Source organism: Modestobacter sp. SYSU DS0657, from assembly GCF_054050925.1.
This window is the reverse complement of record NZ_JBJHAG010000013.1, coordinates 1-18100: the sequence shown is the minus strand read 5'-3', so window position 1 is coordinate 18100 and position 18100 is coordinate 1. Positions and strand designations below refer to the sequence as shown.

The following is an 18100-nucleotide window of genomic DNA, read 5'->3' as shown; positions in this document are numbered from 1 at the left end:
CCCCGGCTCACCAGCCGGGGCGGTCGGCCGGCGGGTCAGCGGGGAACGGCCACCCGCGCGTCGCGCGGGGAGTCGCTGCGGGCGCCCAGCTGGGACACCGGCCCGCTCACCTTCCGCGAGCCCTTGACCGAGGCGAAGGACGTCTCGTAGCCGACCGTCGCCTGCGGGTCCAGCCGCGGGTCGACGGCCAGCCCCTTGTCCCCGTTGCTGCGGATGAACCAGTAGTCGGCCTGCACCCGCTCCGGCGTCACGTCCAGGACGACGAAGCCGTGCCCGATGCCCTCCAGGTACCGCACCCAGGGGTTGGCGGCCTGGAAGGCGGCGGTGGTGGCGGACGCGGCGGCGGCCGACCCGACGGCCTCCTTGAACCCGTTGCTGGTCACCGACGGGCAGACGAACTCCACGCCCACCGAGTTGCCGTCGGTCTGGTAGGCGGCGACGTCGACGGGGAGGTCGTTGGCCCACGAGGAGTGGATGTCGCCGGTGAGCACCACCGGGTCGGTCCGCTGGGCCGCGGCCATCGCCTCCAGCACCGTTCGCTGGTCTGCCTGGTAGCCGTCCCACTGGTCGGTGTTGAACACCGAGCCGGGCACGGTGCCCGGGCGCGGGACGGCGAAGACCCGGGCGAACACCGTCTGGTTGCCGACCAGGTGCCAGTCGGTCTGCCCGGAGCTGATGCCCTTCGTCAGCCAGTCCAGCTGCGGCGGCTCGGGCAGGTGCCGGCGGGGGTCGGTCAGCGCCGGGTTGAGCTCGCCGTCGACGGTGCCCGGCACCTGCTCGCTGCGGTTCTGCCGGGTGTCGATCACCGACAGCTCGGCCAGGTCGCCGAAGCTGAAGCGGCGGAAGAACTGCCGGCCCTTGCTCGGGCGCGGCTGCCACATCGCGGGCTCGCGGATCGGCATCCACTCCAGGTAGGCCTGGAACGCCTTCGCCCGGCGGAACAGGAAGTCGCCCTCGGGCTTGATGCCGTCCGGCTTGCCCGGCTCGGTGTAGGGGGTGTCCGGGTCGTCGTCCCGCTCGTGGTTCTCCGCGCCGAAGTCGTAGGCGTCGTTGGTGATCTCGTGGTCGTCGAAGATGACGATCCACGGGTGCTGCTGGTGCGCCCGCTGCAGGTCCGGGTCGGTCTTGTACAGCGCGTGCCGGATCCGGTAGTCCTCCAGCGACACCATCTCGTGGACCGGCTCGTGGTCCCGGATGCCGATCAGCGCGTTGGGGCCGTACCGGTCGCCGGAGCCCGCCACCCCGGCCACCCGCGGGGAGTTGCCGTACTCGTAGAGGTAGTCGCCCAGGTGCAGCACGAAGTCCAGGTCGTCCCGGGCGGCGATGCCGCGGTAGGCGGTGAAGTACCCGCCGGTCCAGTTGCTGCAGGACACGAACGCCATGCGCAGCGCGTGGGTCTCGCCCGGCTCGTCCGGCGCGGTCTGGGTCCGGCCCACGGGGGAGGTCTGCCCGGCGCAGGTGAACCGGTAGAAGTAGCGGGTGTAGGGGGTCAGCCGGTTCACCACGACCTTGACGGTGTGGTCGCGGCTGACGTCGGCGACGACGTTCCCGCTGCGCACGATCTCGGTGAACGCCTCGTCGGCGGCGACCTCCCAGCGGACCGGGACGGCCGGCCCGCGCCGGCTGCCGGGCAGCGACTCGGGGGTGGGGGTCACCCGGGTCCAGAGCAGCAGTTCGGTGGCCGTGGGGTCGCCGCTGGCGACGCCGAAGCCGAACACGCCCGAGCGGGCGGTCTCGGCCACGGCGGCGCGGGCAGCCTCGGGGGTGAGGTTGGCGAGGGTGAGGGCGGCCGCCGCGGCGGCGCCGCCCTTGAAGACGGTGCGACGGGACAGCGGTGCATCGAGGGGCATGCGGGCACTGTGGGTGACCGCAGCAACCACCCGAGGGGCACCAGGTGAACGCCGGACGTCGCCGGGCTGACCGGCGTCCCGCGCCCGGTGCGCCGCCCCGCCGGGCTCAGCGGGGCGGCAGCATGGACCCCGTCTCGGCGTACCGGGCGTGCCAGCTCAGCGCCTCGGCCATCAGGTGCGGGGTGTGCATCCCGAAGGCGCCGCGCTCGGCCCGCTCGAGGTAGTCGCACAGCATCGGCCGGTAGTCCGGGTGCGCGCACTTCTCGATCACCAGCTGGGCGCGCCGCCGGGGGGAGAGCCCCCGCAGGTCGGCCAGGCCCTGCTCGGTGACGACGACCGCGACGTCGTGCTCGGTGTGGTCGACGTGGGAGACCATCGGCACGATCGAGGAGATCGCCCCGCCCTTGGCCGTCGACGGGCTGACGAAGAAGGAGACGTAGGAGTTGCGGGCGAAGTCACCCGAGCCGCCGATCCCGTTCTGGATGCGGCTGCCCATCAGGTGGGTGGAGTTCACGTTGCCGTACAGGTCGGCCTCGATCATCCCGTTCATCGCCAGCACGCCCAGCCGCCGGATGATCTCGGGGTGGTTGCTGATCTCCTGCGGCCGCAGCAGGATCCGGTCGCGGAACTCGTCGACGTGCGCGGTGAAGTCGGCGATCGCGGTCGGGCTCAGCGAGAACGCCGTCGCCGAGGCCGACGACAGCGTGCCCGACCGGAGCAGGTCCAGCATGCCGTCCTGGATCACCTCGGTGTAGGCGGTCAACTGCTCGAAGCGCGACTCCTGCAGGCCGGCGAGGACGGCGTTGGCGACGTTGCCGACCCCGGACTGCAGCGGCAGCAGGTCCGCCGGCAGCCGGCCGCGGGTCACCTCGTGCTCGAGGTACTCGATGAGGTGGCCGGCGATCGCCCGCGCCGTGTCGTCGGGCGCCGCGAACGGGGTGTTCCGGTCAGGGGCGTCGGTCTCGACCACCGCGACCACCTTGTCCGGGTCGACGCGCAGGTGCGGCACCCCGATCCGGTCGTCGGGGCGGGTGAGCTGCACCGGTCGGCGGTGCGGCGGCAGCGCGGTGCCGTAGTAGACGTCGTGCATGCCGGCCAGCCCGGCCGGCTGCCACGCGTTGACCTCCAGCACCACCCGCTCGGCCAGGTCCAGCCAGGTCTTGTTGTTCCCCACCGACGACGACGGGACGAGCAGTCCGTCCTCGGTGATGGCGCTGACCTCGACCACGGCCACGTCGAGCGGGCCGAGGAAGCCCTCCCAGGCCAGCTGCGCCACGTGCGAGAGGTGCACGTCGACGTAGTCGACCGCACCGCGGTTGATCCTCTCCCGCAGCACCGGGTCGGACTGGTAGGGCAGCCGCCGCGCGATGCCGTCGACCGCCGCGAGCACCCCGTCCAGCTCGGGCGCGGTCGAGGCGCCGGTCCACAGGTCGACCTGGAACGGGTCGCCGGCGTTCTGCGCCTCGGTGATCCGCCGGGCCAGCGCCCCGGGCACCGCCTTCGGGTGGCCGGCGCCGGTGAAGCCGCTCATCCCGACGTTGTCACCCGGCCGGATGGCGGCGGCGGCCTCCTCGGCCGGCACCACCTTCCGGGCCAGTGCGGCGTTCCGGATCCGTCCGGCGTCCATCCGACCTCCGTGTTCCCGCGGCCGCCCGGTCCGCGGCCGTCCTGCTCCGACGCTACGGGCGGGACCAGCGTCCCGCCCGCCGCGGGCCGGGTGGCCCGCCCGGGTCGGCGTCCCTGCCGGGTGGTCGGGAGCACACCGCCCGTCGCTGCGGCCCGGTGCCCGGCCTGGGAGGGTGGCCGGGACAGGCAGTGCCCCGGTGCGCGCCGGGGAGCACCGAGCAGGAGGTCGCCGGTGGTCGCAGGACGCCGACGCGGGGAACGGCGTCCGGATCAGTTGACGACCCAGGAGCCGTTGCACCTGCCGGAGCCGGACGAGCGCGAGGCCTACCGGGTCCTGGACTTCGCGCTCCGCGCCGGCGAGGTGCTCCTCTCCGGCGGGGCCGGGGCCGCCGACGTCACGGCCACCCTCGTGACGCTGGCCCGGGCCTGCGGGCTGGAGCGGGTGGTCTGCGAGGTCATGTTCACCTCCATCACCCTCACCTACGTGCGGGCGTCGGACGTCGCACCGGTCACCAGCGTGCGGCTGGTGCAGGTCCGCGCGCCGGACCACACCCGGGTGACCGAGGTCGACAACCTCGTCGCCGACCTGGTGGAGCAGCGCGTGACGCCGGAGCAGGCGATGGTCCGGCTGGAGGAGATCCGGGGAGCCCGGCACCCCTACCCGCGGTGGGCGGTCACCGCCTTCCGGGCCGCGCTGGCGTCGGCGATCGCCGTGCTGCTGGGCGGCGGTGCGCTCGTCGCGGCCGTGGCCTTCGCCACCACCGGGGTCGTGGACCGGATGGCCGCAGCGCTCTCCGTGCGGGGGCTGCCCGACTTCTACGCCAACGTGCTGGGTGCGGCGTTCGCGACCGCGGTGGCCATGGGCCTGCTCGCCGCCGAACTCGACGTCCGTCCCTCCCTGGTGGTGGCCAGCGGCATCGTGCTGCTGCTGCCCGGCCTCACGCTGGTGGGCTCGGTGCAGGACGCGATCACCGGGTTCCTGCTCACCGCCAGCGCCCGGGCCTTCGAGGTGTTCGTGCTGACCGCCGGGATCGTCGCCGGGGTGGCCGGCGTGCTCTCCGTCGCCGACCGGCTGGGGGTCAGCCTCGCGGTGAACCAGCAGCCCGCGACGCAGCTGGGGGACCTGCCGGTCCAGGTGCTCGCCGCGGTGGTGGCCGCCGCCGCCGCGGCCGCGGCCAACTATGCGCCCCGGCGGACGATCCCCGCCGCCGGGGTCGCCGGCGCCCTGGGCTGGGGGGCCTTCCGGGCACTGGACCACGCCGGTCTGAACCCCGCCCTGTCGACCGGGCTGGCGGCCGTCGTGGTCGGGATGGGCGCCTACGTCTTCGCCCACCGGCTACGGGCGCCCGCGATCGTCCTGGTCGCCGCCGGGATCATCCCGCTGCTGCCCGGGCTGACCATCTACCGCGGCATGCTGTTCCTGGCCGGCGGTGACACCGGGACCGGCTTCCTGCTGCTGAGCCAGGCCATCTCGATCGGGCTGGCGCTGGCTGCGGGGGTGATCCTGGGGAGCTTCCTCGCGCAGCCGGCGCGCCGGGAGCTCCAGCGCGTCGAGCAACGCATCGCCGGCCCCCGGATCGCCGGCCCTCGGATCGCCGGCCCCCGGATCGCCGGCCCCCGCGGCGGCGCACGGATCGTCGGCCCGCTGCGCCGGAGGGGCTGACCGGAGCGGTTTCACCGCCCTCCCGTCGGGCAGGTGCACAGCGCACCGGTGCCCGTCCGGGCCGCCCGAGCGCCCTCTGCCGAGCGCCGCCGTCCGGACCCGCGCCTCCAGCTGACGACGGGAGACCCCCATGGCCATCGCCACCATCAACCCCACCACCGGCGAGACGCTGAAGACCTACGAGCCGCTCACCGACGAGGCGCTCGAGGAGAAGATCGGCCGGGCGGCGGCGGCCTTCCGCAGCTACCGGCTGACCTCGGTCGAGGACCGGGTCCGCTGGCTGCGCGCCGCGGCCGACGTGCTGGACGCCGACACCGACGGCGTCGCCGAGCTGATGACCACCGAGATGGGCAAGCCGCTGTCGGCGGCGAAGGCCGAGGTCGGCAAGTGCGCCAAGGCCCTGCGCTACTACGCCGACCACGGGCCGGCGATGCTCGAGCCGCAGCAGCTGGACGCCGATGCGGTGGGGGCCCGACAGGCCTACGTCAGCTACCAGCCGCTGGGCGTGGTGCTCGCGGTGATGCCGTGGAACTTCCCGCTGTGGCAGGCGATGCGCTTCGCCGCCCCGGCGCTGATGGCCGGCAACGTCGGGCTGCTCAAGCACGCCAGCAACGTGCCGCAGACCGCGCTGTACCTGGAGGAGCTGTTCCGCAAGGCCGGGTTCCCCGCCGACGTCTTCCAGACCCTGCTCATCGGCTCGGGCACGATCGAGCGGGTGCTCCGCGACGACCGGGTGGTCGCCGCGACGCTCACCGGCAGCGCGCCCGCCGGGCAGTCGGTCGCCTCGATCGCCGGGGACGCGCTCAAGCCCACGGTGCTGGAGCTGGGCGGCTCCGACCCGTTCATCGTGATGCCCTCCGCGCACCTGGAGACCGCCGCGGACGTCGCGGTGACCGCGCGCAACCAGAACAACGGGCAGAGCTGCATCGCGGCCAAGCGGTTCTTCGTGCACCGCGACGTCGCCGACGAGTTCACCCGGCTGTTCGCCGAGAAGATCGCCGCCCTGACCGTCGGTGACCCGATGGACGAGGGCACCGACGTCGGCCCGCTGGCCACCGAGTCCGGCCTGCAGGACGTCGCGGACTACGTCGACGACGCCGTCGGCAAGGGTGCCACCGTGGTGGTCGGTGGCAATCGGGTCGACCGGCCGGGCTGGTTCTACGAGCCGACCCTGCTGACCGGGATCACCCCCGAGATGAAGCTGTACTCCGAGGAGGTCTTCGGCCCGGTCGCCGCGCTGTGGACCGTGGACGGCCTGGACGAGGCGATCGAGATCGCCAACAGTCACCCCTACGGTCTGGGCTCGAACCTGTGGAGCGAGGACGAGGCCGAGCGGGCGCAGTTCGTCCGCGACATCCAGTCCGGCATGGCGTTCGTCAACGGCATGACCACCAGCTACCCGGAGCTGCCCTTCGGCGGGGTCAAGCAGAGCGGCTACGGCCGGGAGCTCACCGAGCTGGGCATGCGCGAGTTCATGAACGCCAAGACCGTCTGGGTGGGCGGGCCCAGCAGCGAGCAGGAGAACGGCAGCACCGCCGGCACCGCCGCCGAGTGACCCCCGTCCCGCCGGAATGGCCACGAGGGCGGGCCCCTGAGCCGCCAAGATGGCCACTACGGCGGGTCAGGCGGGGCGGGGTGGGGCGCCGACGCCGGCGACGGCGCCGCGCAGGCACTCGGGCAGCACCCCCGATCCGTGGTCGGGCCCGACGGGTGGAGCTCGGCCGCTCCACCCGTCGACGGGTCGTCGGTCGCGTCGGAAGGCCCGACCCCGCGCTCCCGTCCGCATCGCCTGCGCGCCGCTCTTGGCAGCCACATACGAAGTATGCATACTCCGTATCCATGTCCATCCGACACGGCCTGCTGGCGCTGCTGGAGCGCGGACCCAGTCACGGCTACCAGCTGCGCGCCTCGTTCGACGCGGCGACCGGGGCGACCTGGCCGCTGAACGTCGGGCAGGTGTACACGACCCTCGACCGGCTCGAGCGCGACGGGCTCGTGGTCCAGGACGGGCCCCCCGACACCGACGGGCGGATCGCCTACCGGATCACCGACGCCGGCCGGGCGGAGGTGCGGGCGTGGTTCGGCTCGCCGGTCGGGGCCAAGGCCGCGCCCCGGGACGAGCTGGCGATCAAGCTGGCGCTGGCGGTGACGACCCCGGACGTCGACGTCCTCTCGGTGGTGCAGACCCAGCGCTCGGCCACGATGACCTCGCTGCAGGAGCTGACCCGGCTCAAGACGCGGGAGGGCGCCGACGACCTGGCCTGGTCCCTGGTGCTGGACTCCCTGGTGTTCCGGGCCGAGGCGGAGATCCGCTGGCTGGACCACTGTGAGGCGCGGGTCGCCCGGGCCGCGGCCCAGCGTCCGACGGCTGCGCCGGCTGCGCCGGCTGCCCCGGCTGCCGCTCCGGCCGCTGCTCCGGCCGGAATCGGGAAGCGCGGACGGCGATGAGCGCCCTGGTGCTCGAGCTCCGCGGGGTCACCCGCGAGCACCGGCAGGGCGACCTGGTCGTGCACGCCCTGCGCGGGGCCGACCTCACCGTGTCGCCCGGCGAGCTGGTCGCGGTCATGGGCGCCTCCGGCTCGGGCAAGTCGACGCTGCTGCACGTCGCCGGCGGGCTGGACACCCCCACCGCCGGGCAGGTCCGGGTCGAGGGGCAGGACCTCGCCGGCCTCTCCGCAGCTGCCCTGGCCGCCGTCCGCCGGCGCAGCGTCGGCTACGTGTTCCAGGACCTCAACCTGATCCCCGCGCTGACCGCGGTGGAGAACGTCTCGCTGCCCCGGGAGCTGGACGGGGTCCGCAGCCGGCAGGCGCGGGCCGAGGCGCGCGCCGCGCTCGACGAGGTGGGCGTCGGGAACCTCGCCGACCGGTTCCCGGACGACATGTCCGGCGGGCAGCAGCAGCGGGTGGCGATCGCGCGTGCGCTGGTCGGGCAGCGCCGTCTGCTGCTGGCCGACGAGCCCACCGGCGCGCTGGACTCCTCGACCGGTGAGGAGGTGCTCCGTGTCCTGCGCGCCCGCTGCACGGCCGGCGCCGCCGGCGTGCTGGTCACCCACGAGGCCCGGCACGCGGCGTGGGCCGACCGGGTGGTCTTCCTGCGCGACGGCGTCGTCGTCGACACCACCGGGCCGGTCTCCGGCGCGGAGTCGCTGCTGCCGGCGGGCGGCGGCGCGTGACCGCCTGGCTGGTGCGCTGGCGGCTGGCGCTGCGCATCGCCCGCCGCGACGCGCTGCGCGCCCGGGGCCGCAGCGTCCTGGTGCTGCTGATGGTCGGTCTGCCGGTGCTGGCGATCGTCGCCGGGGACACCCTGTACCGGACCGCCGAGGTCAGCGCCGTCGAGCAGCTGCCGACCACCCTCGGCGCCGCCGACGCCCGCATCGAGGGCGTCTCCCGGGAACGGCTCTGGGCCGACCCGACGGACGGGGAGATCCTCAGCTACGAGCCGGGTGGTGACGGCGCACGGTGGACGGCGGCGGAGGTGCGCGACCTCCTGCCCCCGGGCGCCGCAGTGACCGAGGTGCCGACCGGGCCGATCGCCTACCGGACCGATGCCGGGTACGCGACGGTCGACGGCTACGCCGACGACCTCGCGGACCCGCTGCGCCAGGCCGCCTACGAGGTGGTCGACGGCCGGGCGCCGGCAGCGGCCGGCGAGGTGGCGGTCAGCCGCTCCGTCGCGCGCCGCGGCATCGCCGTCGGCGACGAGCTGGCGCTGACCCGCGACGACGTGCCGGCGACGGTCGTCGGCGTGCTCGCCTCGCGCCCCGGCGAGGACCCGTTCCTGGTGGTGCCACCGTCGGACGTGGACCTGCTGGGCCGGTCCACTGCCGAGTTCTACGTGACGGTGCCCGGGGGACTGGCATGGCCGGCCGTGCAGGAGCTCAACGCGCAGGGGCTGGTGGTGACCTCCCGCGCGGTGGTCGAGGACCCGCCTGCCCAGGCGGAGTACTCCCCACCTGGCTGGTCGGCCGACGGGGGCCTGGGCACTGCCGAGGTGGCCGTGCTGGCGCTCATCGTCACCGGCCTGCTGCTGGAGGTGGTGCTGCTGGCCGGGCCGGCCTTCGCCGTCGGGCTGCGCCGGCAACGCCGGGACCTGGCCCTGCTGGCCGCGGCCGGCGGCGCCCCGGGCGACCTGCAGCGCGTGGTCCTCGCCTCCGGGGCCGTGCTCGGCGGCGGAGCCGCGGTGCTGGGTGCCGGGCTCGGCGTCGCGCTCGCCGCGGTCGCGGTGCCGGTGATCGAGAGCCGCTCGGACCTCGTGTTCGGCCCGTTCGACGTGCCGCTGCTGCACGTGCTCGTCGTGGTGGCCGCCGGCACGTTCGCCGGCCTGGCGGCGGCCGCCGTCCCCGCCCAGCAGGCCGCGGCGACCGACGTGGTGACCACGCTGACCGGCCGGCGCGGCCAGGTGCGGAGCTCCCGCACGCTGCCGGTGCTGGGGCTGATCGCGGCCGCCGCCGGGCTGGTGGTCACTGTGGCGGGCGCGCAGGGCACCGAGTTCGCCGTCGCCATCGGAGCGGTGTTGCTCGTGCTGGGGACGGTGATCGCCACCCCCTGGCTGGTCGGGCTGCTCGCGCCGCTGGCCGGGCGGCTGCCCACCGCACTCCGGCTCGCGGTCCGGGACGCCACCCGCAACCGCACCCGCACCGCGCCCGCGGTGGCCGCCGTGATGGCCACCGTCGCCGGGATCACCACGCTGGGCATCGGCAGCGCCAGCGACAGCGCGCAGGCCGAGCGCGACTACGCCGCGCAGGCGCCGATGGGCGCCGCCGTGGTCCGGCTGTACAACGCCGGCGGGGTGGAGTGGTCCGACGTCGAGCGGGTGGTGGGCGAACAGCTGCCCGACCGTGCGGTCAGCCCGGTGCGGACGGCGCAGTGGACGGAGGGCAGTCAGCAGCAGCTGGCGGTCTCCCGCCCGGGCTGCGGGTCCGATGTCGCGGAGTGCCGGTGGTTCCCCAAGGGCGGCGGGTGGTTCGCCCCGGTGCTCGGCGGGGACGAGGTGGTCGTCGTGGCGGCCGACGTGCTGGCCGCCGCGACCCCGCCCGAGGTGCGGGACCAGGTGCTCAGCGCTTTCTCGGCCGGCCGGGCGGTCGTCTTCGGCGAGGGCGCGGTCGACGGCGGCGCCGTGACGCTGCAGGCCTCCGAGTGGAACGGCAGCACCGACCGCCCGCTGGGCAGCGTCGACCTCCCCGCGACGGAGGTCGCCGTCTCGGCGACCGACACGCTGCGCGTGCCGGCGCTCGTCGTCGTCCCGCCGGCGCTGGCCGACCGGCTGCCCGTGCCGGTGGCGACTTCGCAGCTCGTCGTCGGCGGCCCGGACTCCCCGGTGACCGAGGCGGAGGAGACGGAGCTGCGGGAGACGCTGGCCGCGCTGTCGGCCGGCACCTCGGTGTACGTCGAGCGCGGCTGGACCGACTACCTGGCCATCGGCCGGGTGCTGCTGCTGGTCATCGGTGGCGCGCTGGTGCTCATCGCCACGCTCACCGCGACGGGCCTGGCGCTCGCCGATGCCCGGCCGGACCTGGCCACGTTGGCGGCGGTCGGTGCGGCCCCTGCGACCCGACGGCGGGTGGCGATGGGATCGGCGGCCGTGATCGGCGGCACCGGCGCGCTGCTGGGCGTGCTCGTGGGCCTCGCCCCCGGCATCGCCGTCGCCTACCCGCTGACCAGCACCGACTACGGGATGGGGGCCCGGCCGCTGATCGACGTCCCATGGCTGCTGCTGCTCGCCGTCGCCGTCGTCGTCCCGCTGCTCGCCGTCGTCGGGACCGGCCTGTTCGTCCGTTCCCGGCTGCCGATGGCCGGCCGGCTCCGGTGAACGGGCCGCAGGAGCGCGCGTCGGTGGTGGCCGCGGCGCAGCTGGCCCGCGAGGCGCACGAGCGCAGCCGCCGGCCGCGCGTTCCCCGCCGTCGGGTGGTGCCGGCCGCGCTCAGCCGGGCACGCGCAGCGGCGCCGCCTCCGCCACCGGGTGCTCCGGGATGACGACGACGCAGGCCGGCCGGTGCCGTCGGCGGGCGGTCCGCGCGATGCTGAGCACCGCGTAGGCCGCCACCGCCATCAGCACGATGGTCCCGCCAGAGGGGGTGTCGGCGTAGTAGGAGACGACCGTGCCGCTCACCGCCACGGTCACCCCGACCAGCACCGCGACGGCGAGGGCGGCCCGGAAGCTGCGGGCCACCAGCTGGGCGCAGCCGGCAGGCAGCACCATCAGGCCGCTGATCAGCAGCAGGCCGATCACCCGCATCGACAGCGTGACCGTGGCGGCGGTGACCACCGCCAGCAGCAGGTTCAGCGGCAGCACCGGCAGCCCGGCGGCGCGGGCGTGCTCCTCGTCGAGGGCGACGGTGAACAGCGACCGGCCCAGGCCGATCGTCACCGCGAGCACCACGACGGTCATCGCGGCGAACACCACCAGGTCGCCCCGGGTCGTGGTGGTGAGCGCGCCGAACAGGTAGCTGTCCAGCGTGATCGGCGTCCCGGCCGGCGCGCGGGTGACCACCACGACGCCGCCGGCCAGCCCGCCGTAGAACAGGATGGCCAGCGCGACGTCGGCGCCGGCCGACCGGCGGGCGCGCAGCACCTCCACCACCACCGCGCCGGTCACCGTGGCCAGCAGGGCGGTGAGCACCGGCGCGGACCGGGTGACCAGGCCGACCGCCACCCCGAGCAGGGCGACGTGCCCCAGTCCGTCGCCGATCAGCGACAGCCGGCGCTGGACCAGGTAGACCCCCACCGTGGGGGCGGTGAGGCCGACGAGCACGGCGGCCGCCAGAGCCAGCTGCATGAACTCGTAGCTCAGCACGGCGCGGGTGTGCCCGGCAGGGTGACCACCCGGGTCACCACGTCGGCGAGCGGGCCCAGCTCGTGCAGCACCACGACGACGGCGGCGCCGGTCTCGGCGAGCCCGGCGAGCGTGCCGGCGAGGACCCGCTGGCTGGCCGCGTCGACGCCGGCGGTCGGCTCGTCGAGCAGCAGCAGCTCCGGGTCGCCGGCCAGGGCGCGGGCGACCAGCGCCCGGCGCTGCTGCCCGCCGGAGAGCTCGGCCAGCGGGCGGCGGTCGAACCCGGCCAGCGCCGTGCCCTCCAGCGCGCAGTCGACCGCGCACCGGTCGATGTCGCCGAAGCGCTGCCAGGGGCGCAGCCGGTTGAGCCGGCCGGTGGACACCAGCTCCCGCACGGTCACCGGCACCCCGCCGGCGACGGTGTGCCGCTGCGGCACGTAGCCGATCCGGTGCCACTCCCGGAACCGCTCATGCGGCCGGTCGAACAGCCGCAGCTCCCCGGCGAGCACGTCGCACAGGCCGAGCAGCCCGCGCACCAGGGTCGACTTGCCGGCTCCGTTGGGTCCTCGGACGGCGACCACCTCCCCGGGGCGGACCACCAGGTCGACCTCGCTGAGCACCGGCCGCCGCCCGTGACCGAAGGCGCCTCCGCGCACGGACAGCACGGTGTCCGACGCCGGCGCCAGCAGCTCCGGCGCGGGGCCCGGGCGAGCGCTCAGGAGCACTGCTGACCCTCCTGCAGGCTGGCCAGGTTGGCCCGCATGAGCGCGAGGTAGTCCGCGCCCTGCGACTGGTCGGTGAGCCCCTCGATGGGGTCCAGCTGCCGGGTCTGCGCGCCGGTCTCCCGGGCCACGGTCTCCGCCACGGCCGGGCTGACCAGCGTCTCGAAGTAGATCGTGCGGACGTCGTGCGCACGGACGAACTCCGTCGCCTCGGTCAGCGCGCTGGTCGAGGGCTCCGCGTCGGGGGCCAGCCCGCTGATGCCGAACTGCTCCAGTTCGTAGGCGTCGGCCAGGTAGCCGAAGGCGGAGTGGCTGGTCACCAGCTCCCGGGTCGCGCAGTCGGCCAGGCCGGCCCGGAACTCGCCGTCGAGCTCGGTGAGCTGGGTGCGCAGGTCGCCGGCGTTGGCCGCGTACTGCTCGGCGTGCTCCTCGTCGACCGTGCCCAGGAACTCGGCGAGCGCGTCGCCGACGTCGGCCATCCGCAGCGGGTCGTGCCAGAAGTGCGGGTCGGTGACGGACTCGCCGTGCTCGTCGTCGGTGTGCTCCTCGCCCTCGTCCTCGTCCTCGTGCCCGTGGCCGTGGTCGTGCGCCTCGTAGGTGAGCGACAGGTTCGCGGCCGCGCCGGCGTCGAACGCCCGGTCGCCGGCCTGCTGGTCGACGACCGCGTCGACGGCGGGCTGCAGCGTGGGGAGGTACACGACGGCGTCGGCCTCGGTGGCCGCGGCGACGTCGCGCGGGGTGACCTCGTACTCGTGCGGCTCGGCGCCGTCCGGGGTGAGCAGGGTGACGGTGGCCAGGTCGCCGGTCACCTGCTCGCCGAGCCAGGCCAGCGGGTAGAACGCCGCCACCACCGCCACGTCGTCGTCGCTGGCCGCGGTGGCCGATCCGCAGCCGGTGAGCAGCAGCCCGGCGGCGAGGGACACGGCGAGGGCGGGGGAGCGGCGGAACGGCGGCGGCATGCCCCGATGCTGGCGTTAATGAGAACCATTGTCAAAGCGGTGGGTGTCGACAGTCGACCCCGGTGCGCACCGTGCCGCCGCCCGTGCGGAGCAGGCGGGCGGCGCCCGCGGTGCGGTTCTTCGACGGCGACTCGGCCACGGACGTTCTCCTCGGGGTCGGGGGGTGAGAGGCTGCTGCCCGGTAAAAGCCAACGGGAACCGTTCCCATGGCGCGCGGTGTGGCCCAGCAGGGGAGATGACGATCAGCGAGGTCCTCGAGGCACGTCCGCGCCACCCGGTGCCGGGGCGGGACCGCCGGTTGCGCAGCGGCGACCTGCTCGGCGCCGGGCTCGTGCTGCTCGTCGTCATGCACTTCGCCGCCCCTGGCCTGCTGACCTCCCCGGCGCTGCTCGCCTGGAGCACGGTGTTCGTCGCGGTCTGCCTGCAGGCGCTGCCGTTCCTCGCCCTGGGCGTGCTCCTCTCGGCGGCGATCAGCACCCTGGTGCCGGCCTCGTTCTTCACCCGGGTGCTGCCCCGGCGCCCGGCGCCCGGCGCTGGCGGTGCCGGTGGCCGGGGCGGCCGGGGTGGTGCTGCCCGGCTGCGAGTGCGCGTCGGTGCCGGTGGCCGGCAGCCTGGTCGGCCGCGGCGTCCCGCAGGCCGCGGCGCTGGCGTTCCTGCTGGCCGCACCGGCGATCAACCCGGTGGTGCTGGTGGCCACCGCGGTCGCCTTCCCCGGCCAGCCGGAGATGGTCGCCGCGCGGTTCGCCGCCTCGCTGCTGGTGGCGGTGCTGATGGGCTGGCTGTGGACGGCGTTCGCCCGACCAGGCTGGCTGCGGCTGCCGCGCCCCGCGGTGACCGACCCGGTCGCCGGCCGCGGCGACGCGTTCCGCCGCGCGGTGCAGCACGACCTGGTGCACGCCGGTGGCTTCCTCGTCGTCGGCGGCCTGACCGCGGCCACGCTCAACACCCTGGTGCCCCGGGCCTGGCTGGACACGGTGGCCGGGTCCGCCGTCCTCTCGGTGCTGGTGCTCGCGGCGCTGGCCGTGGTGCTGGCGATCTGCTCGGAGGCCGATGCCTTCGTCGCCGCCAGCCTCACCTCGTTCTCGCTCACCTCGCGGCTGGTGTTCCTGGTGGTCGGCCCCGCCGTCGACGTGAAGCTGGTGGCGCTGCAGGTGGGCACCTTCGGTCGCGGGTTCGCGCTGCGCTTCGCGCCGGCCACCCTGCTGGTCGCCGTCGCCGTGGCCCTGGGGGTGGGGGAGGTGCTGCTGTGAGCGCGCGCCCGGACCGGCCCACCCAGCAGGTGCTCCTGCTGCTGCTCGGCCTGGTCGTGCTGGTCGTCGCCCTCACCGACCAGCACCTGGCCTACGTGCGCGGCGGATTCCAGCCCTTCCTCGTCGCTTCCGGGGTGCTGCTGGTCGTCGTCGGCGGGCTGGGGTTGCTGCGCGACCGTGGGCACCGGTCCGACCACCCCGGCCCCGGGGTCGGCTGGCTGCTGGCCGCGCCGGTCGCCGTCCTGGTGGTCGTCGCGCCCCCGGCCCTGGGGGCCTTCTCCGTCGACCGGCTCGAGGCACAGCCGGTGGTGGCCGCGGAGGCCCCGGGGGAGGGGATCGGCCCGGACGACCCCGGCGCCGACCACCGGACCATGACGCTGCTGCAGTACACGATCTGGTCGCAGGCCGACCCGGCGGCGCTGGCCGAATGGCGGGTGCGCCTGGTCGGCTTCGTCGTCCCCAGCGACGACGGCGGACCGGACGACGTCACGTGGGACATCGCCCGGTTCTCCATCGCCTGCTGCGCCGCCGATGCAGCGGCGCTGCGGGTGCAGGTGCGGGACGCGCCGGGCGGGCTGCCCGCCGACCAGTGGGTCGAGGTGGTCGGTACGCCCGGCCCCCGGGAGCCCGGCGGGCCGCCGGTGCTGCGCGCTGCCGCCGTCGAGCGGATCGCGGCACCGGCCGAGCCCTACGAGTGACCTCTCCGGGGGCGGCCACGGCCGTGCCGGGGTGAGCGCCGCGCCGGTCCCGGCGCGTCAGCCGGCCCAGTGCTCCGGCCGGGGCAGGTCCGCGGGGACGAGGGTGGCGGCGTCGCCACGCGCGGCGGTCAGCTGCGGCACGGTGAGGAACAGTGCGCCGGTGAGGTCCGCGCCGCGCAGGTCCGCGGCCCGCAGGTCGGCGCCGAGCAGATCGGCCCGCCGGAGGTCGGCCCCGCGCAGGTCCGCGCCGATCAGGTAGGCCCCGCGCAGCGACGCACCCCGCAGCCGGACGCGGCGCAGGTCCCGCCCGATCAGGTCCGCGCCCGCCCGGTCCCGTCCCCGGTCGGGTACGTCCGCGCGCACCTGCTCGCTCACCCGGCCCAGCAGGCCCCCAGCCTCCGCGCGCAGCGCCGGGACGTCGGTCTCCGGGAGTTCCGGCGCGGTGGTCAGCGCCTCGACCCGGGTGCGCAGGGCGGTGACTTCGTCGGACAGCGGCCCGGCCGGCACCAGCACCGCGTCCACCAGCAGCTCGGCCTCCACCAGGTGCCAGAGCACCTCGGTGAGCTGCCGCATCACCGGGAGGACGGCGAGCACCTCGGCCGTCGTCACCGGGTCGGCCCGCCAGTCCCGGCCGGCGCCGGTCAGCGCGGTCACCCGCTGGCCGGCGCCGAAGCAGTCGAAGACGACGCAGCCGGGCATGCCGCGCCCGCGCAGCTGGGCGTGGATGTCGCAGCGGGTGTCGGGGCGCAGGTGTCGGCAGGGGGTGCCGGCCGGCTTGTCGAAGGCGAAGTCGGCCGAGGCGGTGAACGCCGGCGCGACGCAGCACAGCGCCATGCACCGGTCGCAGTCGGCGCGGAGGTCGGCGCGGAGGTCGGCGCGCAGCCCGGCCGGCTCGGGCACGGGGGACGGGGACACCGGTGACGCCCTCCAGGGGTCGGGAACGGCCGGGGTGGACGCCCGGATCAGCGTAGGTGGCCCGGGCGGCCACGCCGCCGAGTGACGGCGGTCACTACTGGCGACGACGCGCGCCCGGACCGCAGATGACCGTTGATCGCCTCCGCGTGCGAGCGGGAGCCTCGCCGCGCCACAGGAGTTGCACAGCAGCTCCACACAGATCCGGAGGACGTGATGAGGCGTTACAGCAGGACTGCGGCGGCGCTGGCCGGGGCGGCACTCATGGTGGTGGTGCCGGTGACGGCGGCCCAGGCCGGCGGGGGTCACGGCGGGGGTCACGGTGGGGGTCACCCGCCGGACGACCAGATCGCCACCGTCGCCACCGGCCTGGACGGTCCCCGGCAGGTCAGCGCGGCCCGAGGGCACCGGGTCGTGGTCGCGGAGTCCGACAGCGGGGAGGTGTCCTCGGTCGACCTGCGCAGCGGTGAGGTGCGCACGCTGCTGTCGGGGCTGGCCAACCCGCAGGGCGTCGACACCGACCGGGGGCTGCTGTTCGTCGCCGTCGGGGAGACCCCGCCCCCGCCCGAGGAGGGTGAACCGGCGCCGCCGCCCTCGCCGTTCCCGCCCCCGCCCGCCGACGCCGCCAGCACCTCGCTGCTGGTCGCGAAGCCCGGTGGTCCGGTGCTGCACACCGTCGACCTGCTGGCCCACGAGCTGGCCGAGAACCCCGACCGTCAGGAGCAGTACGTCGACGGCGAGCCGGTGGAGACGCTGTCCAACCCCTACGCGGTGCTGGCCCAGAAGAAGCGGGTGCTGGTCGCCGACGCCGGCGCGAACGCCGTCCTGTCCGTCGACCGGCGCTCGGGTGCGGTCAGCACGTTCTTCGTGCCGCCGGTGGTGACGCCCGAGGAGGTGCCCGGCTGCGCCGATGCGCCCAACAACCCGGGCACGGTGGGCTGCGACCCGGTGCCGACCGGGATCGCCCAGGGCCCGAAGGGGTTGGTCTTCGTCAGCACCCTGGGGGCCGAGGTGCCCGGTGCGGGGCGGGTGTACGTGCTGAGCCCGCGAGGCGAGGTCGTGCACGTCATCGAGGACCTCACCTCGCCCACCGGGGTGGCCGTCGACCACCGCGGCACGGTGTACGTCTCGAACGTGCTCGCCGGGATGCCGATGGGTGAGCCGGGGCCGGGGTTCGACCCGGCGGCGGTCGGTGAGGTCACCCGGGTGGCGCGCGACGGCAGCCGCGCAACGGTCTCGGTGACGATGCCGACCGGGCTGCTCGTCGAGGACGGACGGCTGTACGCGGCGGCGTGGGGCATCGCCGGCTTCCTCGGGTTCCCGCCCGGCTCCGGGCAGCTCGTCCGGGTGGGCGCCGGCGCGTTCACCCCGGCCGGCTGAGCCGTGGGGGGGGGGGGGGGGGGGGGGGGGGGGGGGGGGGGGGGGGGGGGGGGGGGGGGGGGGGGGGGGGGGGGGGGGGGGGGGGGGGGGGGGGGGGCGGGCGGGGGGGGGGGGGGGGGGGGGGGGGCCGCCCGCGGCCCCCCCCCCCCCCCCCCCGCCCGAGGTGCGGGACCAGGTGCTCAGCGCTTTCTCGGCCGGCCGGGCGGTCGTCTTCGGCGAGGGCGCGGTCGACGGCGGCGCCGTGACGCTGCAGGCCTCCGAGTGGAAC

General features: G+C 75.6%; 14 protein-coding genes. 8 read left to right on the top strand and 6 right to left on the bottom strand.

What is annotated here, in order from left to right:
- Positions 1-35: 35 nt before the first annotated feature.
- Together ACI79A_RS10050 and ACI79A_RS10045 are read right to left on the bottom strand one after the other, a co-directional pair.
- A complete protein-coding gene (locus ACI79A_RS10050) occupies positions 36-1850 on the bottom strand; it encodes an alkaline phosphatase D family protein (protein ID WP_457082589.1) in 1815 nt (604 codons plus the stop codon).
- Positions 1851-1956: 106 nt separating this feature from the next.
- Positions 1957-3477 carry an acetyl-CoA hydrolase/transferase family protein gene (locus tag ACI79A_RS10045; protein WP_457082587.1) on the bottom strand — a complete coding sequence of 507 codons (1521 nt, stop codon included), beginning with the start codon at positions 3475-3477 and terminating at the stop codon, positions 1957-1959.
- 273 nt (positions 3478-3750) lie between these two features.
- Here ACI79A_RS10045 and ACI79A_RS10040 point away from each other — a divergent pair, with 273 nt between their 5' ends.
- From ACI79A_RS10040 to ACI79A_RS10020, 5 genes are all read left to right on the top strand, one after another.
- Entirely contained in the window at positions 3751-5139 is a 1389-nt protein-coding gene (locus ACI79A_RS10040; RefSeq protein WP_457082585.1) for a threonine/serine ThrE exporter family protein, read from the top strand.
- A gap of 130 nt (positions 5140-5269) precedes the next feature.
- A complete protein-coding gene (locus ACI79A_RS10035) occupies positions 5270-6694 on the top strand; it encodes an NADP-dependent succinic semialdehyde dehydrogenase (RefSeq protein WP_457082583.1) in 1425 nt (474 codons plus the stop codon).
- Between the two features lie 284 nt (positions 6695-6978).
- Positions 6979-7587 carry a PadR family transcriptional regulator gene (locus tag ACI79A_RS10030; RefSeq protein ID WP_457082581.1) on the top strand — a complete coding sequence of 203 codons (609 nt, stop codon included), beginning with the start codon at positions 6979-6981 and terminating at the stop codon, positions 7585-7587.
- Complete coding sequence (locus tag ACI79A_RS10025; RefSeq protein WP_457082579.1) at positions 7584-8312, top strand: ABC transporter ATP-binding protein; 729 nt, start codon at positions 7584-7586, stop codon at positions 8310-8312. Before ACI79A_RS10030 ends, ACI79A_RS10025 begins: the two co-directional genes overlap by 4 nt.
- The gene (locus ACI79A_RS10020) at positions 8309-10948 is read left to right on the top strand and encodes a hypothetical protein (protein WP_457082577.1); all 2640 of its coding nucleotides are present in this window, start codon (positions 8309-8311) and stop codon (positions 10946-10948) included. The genes ACI79A_RS10025 and ACI79A_RS10020 overlap by 4 nt, the downstream gene beginning before the upstream one ends.
- Before the next feature lie 111 nt (positions 10949-11059).
- On the opposite strand, the gene ACI79A_RS10015 is transcribed toward ACI79A_RS10020, so the two are convergent.
- From ACI79A_RS10015 to ACI79A_RS10005, 3 genes are read right to left on the bottom strand one after another with little or no spacing between them, the layout of a single operon-like run.
- A complete protein-coding gene (locus ACI79A_RS10015; RefSeq protein WP_457082575.1) occupies positions 11060-11932 on the bottom strand; it encodes a metal ABC transporter permease in 873 nt (290 codons plus the stop codon).
- Positions 11926-12636: a metal ABC transporter ATP-binding protein gene (locus ACI79A_RS10010; protein ID WP_457082573.1), complete on the bottom strand. Its 711-nt coding sequence runs from the start codon at positions 12634-12636 to the stop codon at positions 11926-11928. The genes ACI79A_RS10015 and ACI79A_RS10010 overlap by 7 nt, the downstream gene beginning before the upstream one ends.
- Positions 12627-13592 (bottom strand): metal ABC transporter substrate-binding protein, encoded by a 966-nt coding sequence (locus ACI79A_RS10005; RefSeq protein ID WP_457082571.1) that lies wholly within the window; start codon positions 13590-13592, stop codon positions 12627-12629. The genes ACI79A_RS10010 and ACI79A_RS10005 overlap by 10 nt, the downstream gene beginning before the upstream one ends.
- A gap of 533 nt (positions 13593-14125) precedes the next feature.
- Here ACI79A_RS10005 and ACI79A_RS10000 point away from each other — a divergent pair.
- Together ACI79A_RS10000 and ACI79A_RS09995 are read left to right on the top strand one after the other, a co-directional pair.
- Complete coding sequence (locus ACI79A_RS10000; protein ID WP_457082767.1) at positions 14126-14842, top strand: permease; 717 nt, start codon at positions 14126-14128, stop codon at positions 14840-14842.
- A complete protein-coding gene (locus ACI79A_RS09995) occupies positions 14839-15540 on the top strand; it encodes a TIGR03943 family putative permease subunit (protein WP_457082569.1) in 702 nt (233 codons plus the stop codon). Before ACI79A_RS10000 ends, ACI79A_RS09995 begins: the two co-directional genes overlap by 4 nt.
- Before the next feature lie 57 nt (positions 15541-15597).
- On the opposite strand, the gene ACI79A_RS09990 is transcribed toward ACI79A_RS09995, so the two are convergent.
- Entirely contained in the window at positions 15598-16455 is an 858-nt protein-coding gene (locus ACI79A_RS09990) for a pentapeptide repeat-containing protein (protein ID WP_457082567.1), read from the bottom strand.
- Positions 16456-16668: 213 nt separating this feature from the next.
- Between ACI79A_RS09990 and ACI79A_RS09985 the strand changes: the two genes are divergently transcribed.
- Positions 16669-17832: a ScyD/ScyE family protein gene (locus tag ACI79A_RS09985; RefSeq protein ID WP_457082565.1), complete on the top strand. Its 1164-nt coding sequence runs from the start codon at positions 16669-16671 to the stop codon at positions 17830-17832.
- The last annotated feature ends 268 nt before the right edge of the window (positions 17833-18100 follow it).

What these genes read in the sequence shown, in the direction of transcription:
- ACI79A_RS10045 (WP_457082587.1), bottom strand. Translation starts at nt 3,477, where the DNA reads ATGGACGCCGGACGGATCCGGAACGCCGCACTGGCCCGGAAGGTGGTG.
- ACI79A_RS10050 (WP_457082589.1), bottom strand. Translation starts at nt 1,850, where the DNA reads ATGCCCCTCGATGCACCGCTGTCCCGTCGCACCGTCTTCAAGGGCGGC.
- ACI79A_RS09985 (WP_457082565.1), top strand. Translation starts at nt 16,669, where the DNA reads ATGAGGCGTTACAGCAGGACTGCGGCGGCGCTGGCCGGGGCGGCACTC.
- ACI79A_RS10005 (WP_457082571.1), bottom strand. Translation starts at nt 13,592, where the DNA reads ATGCCGCCGCCGTTCCGCCGCTCCCCCGCCCTCGCCGTGTCCCTCGCC.
- ACI79A_RS10030 (WP_457082581.1), top strand. Translation starts at nt 6,979, where the DNA reads ATGTCCATCCGACACGGCCTGCTGGCGCTGCTGGAGCGCGGACCCAGT.
- ACI79A_RS10035 (WP_457082583.1), top strand. Translation starts at nt 5,270, where the DNA reads ATGGCCATCGCCACCATCAACCCCACCACCGGCGAGACGCTGAAGACC.
- ACI79A_RS10025 (WP_457082579.1), top strand. Translation starts at nt 7,584, where the DNA reads ATGAGCGCCCTGGTGCTCGAGCTCCGCGGGGTCACCCGCGAGCACCGG.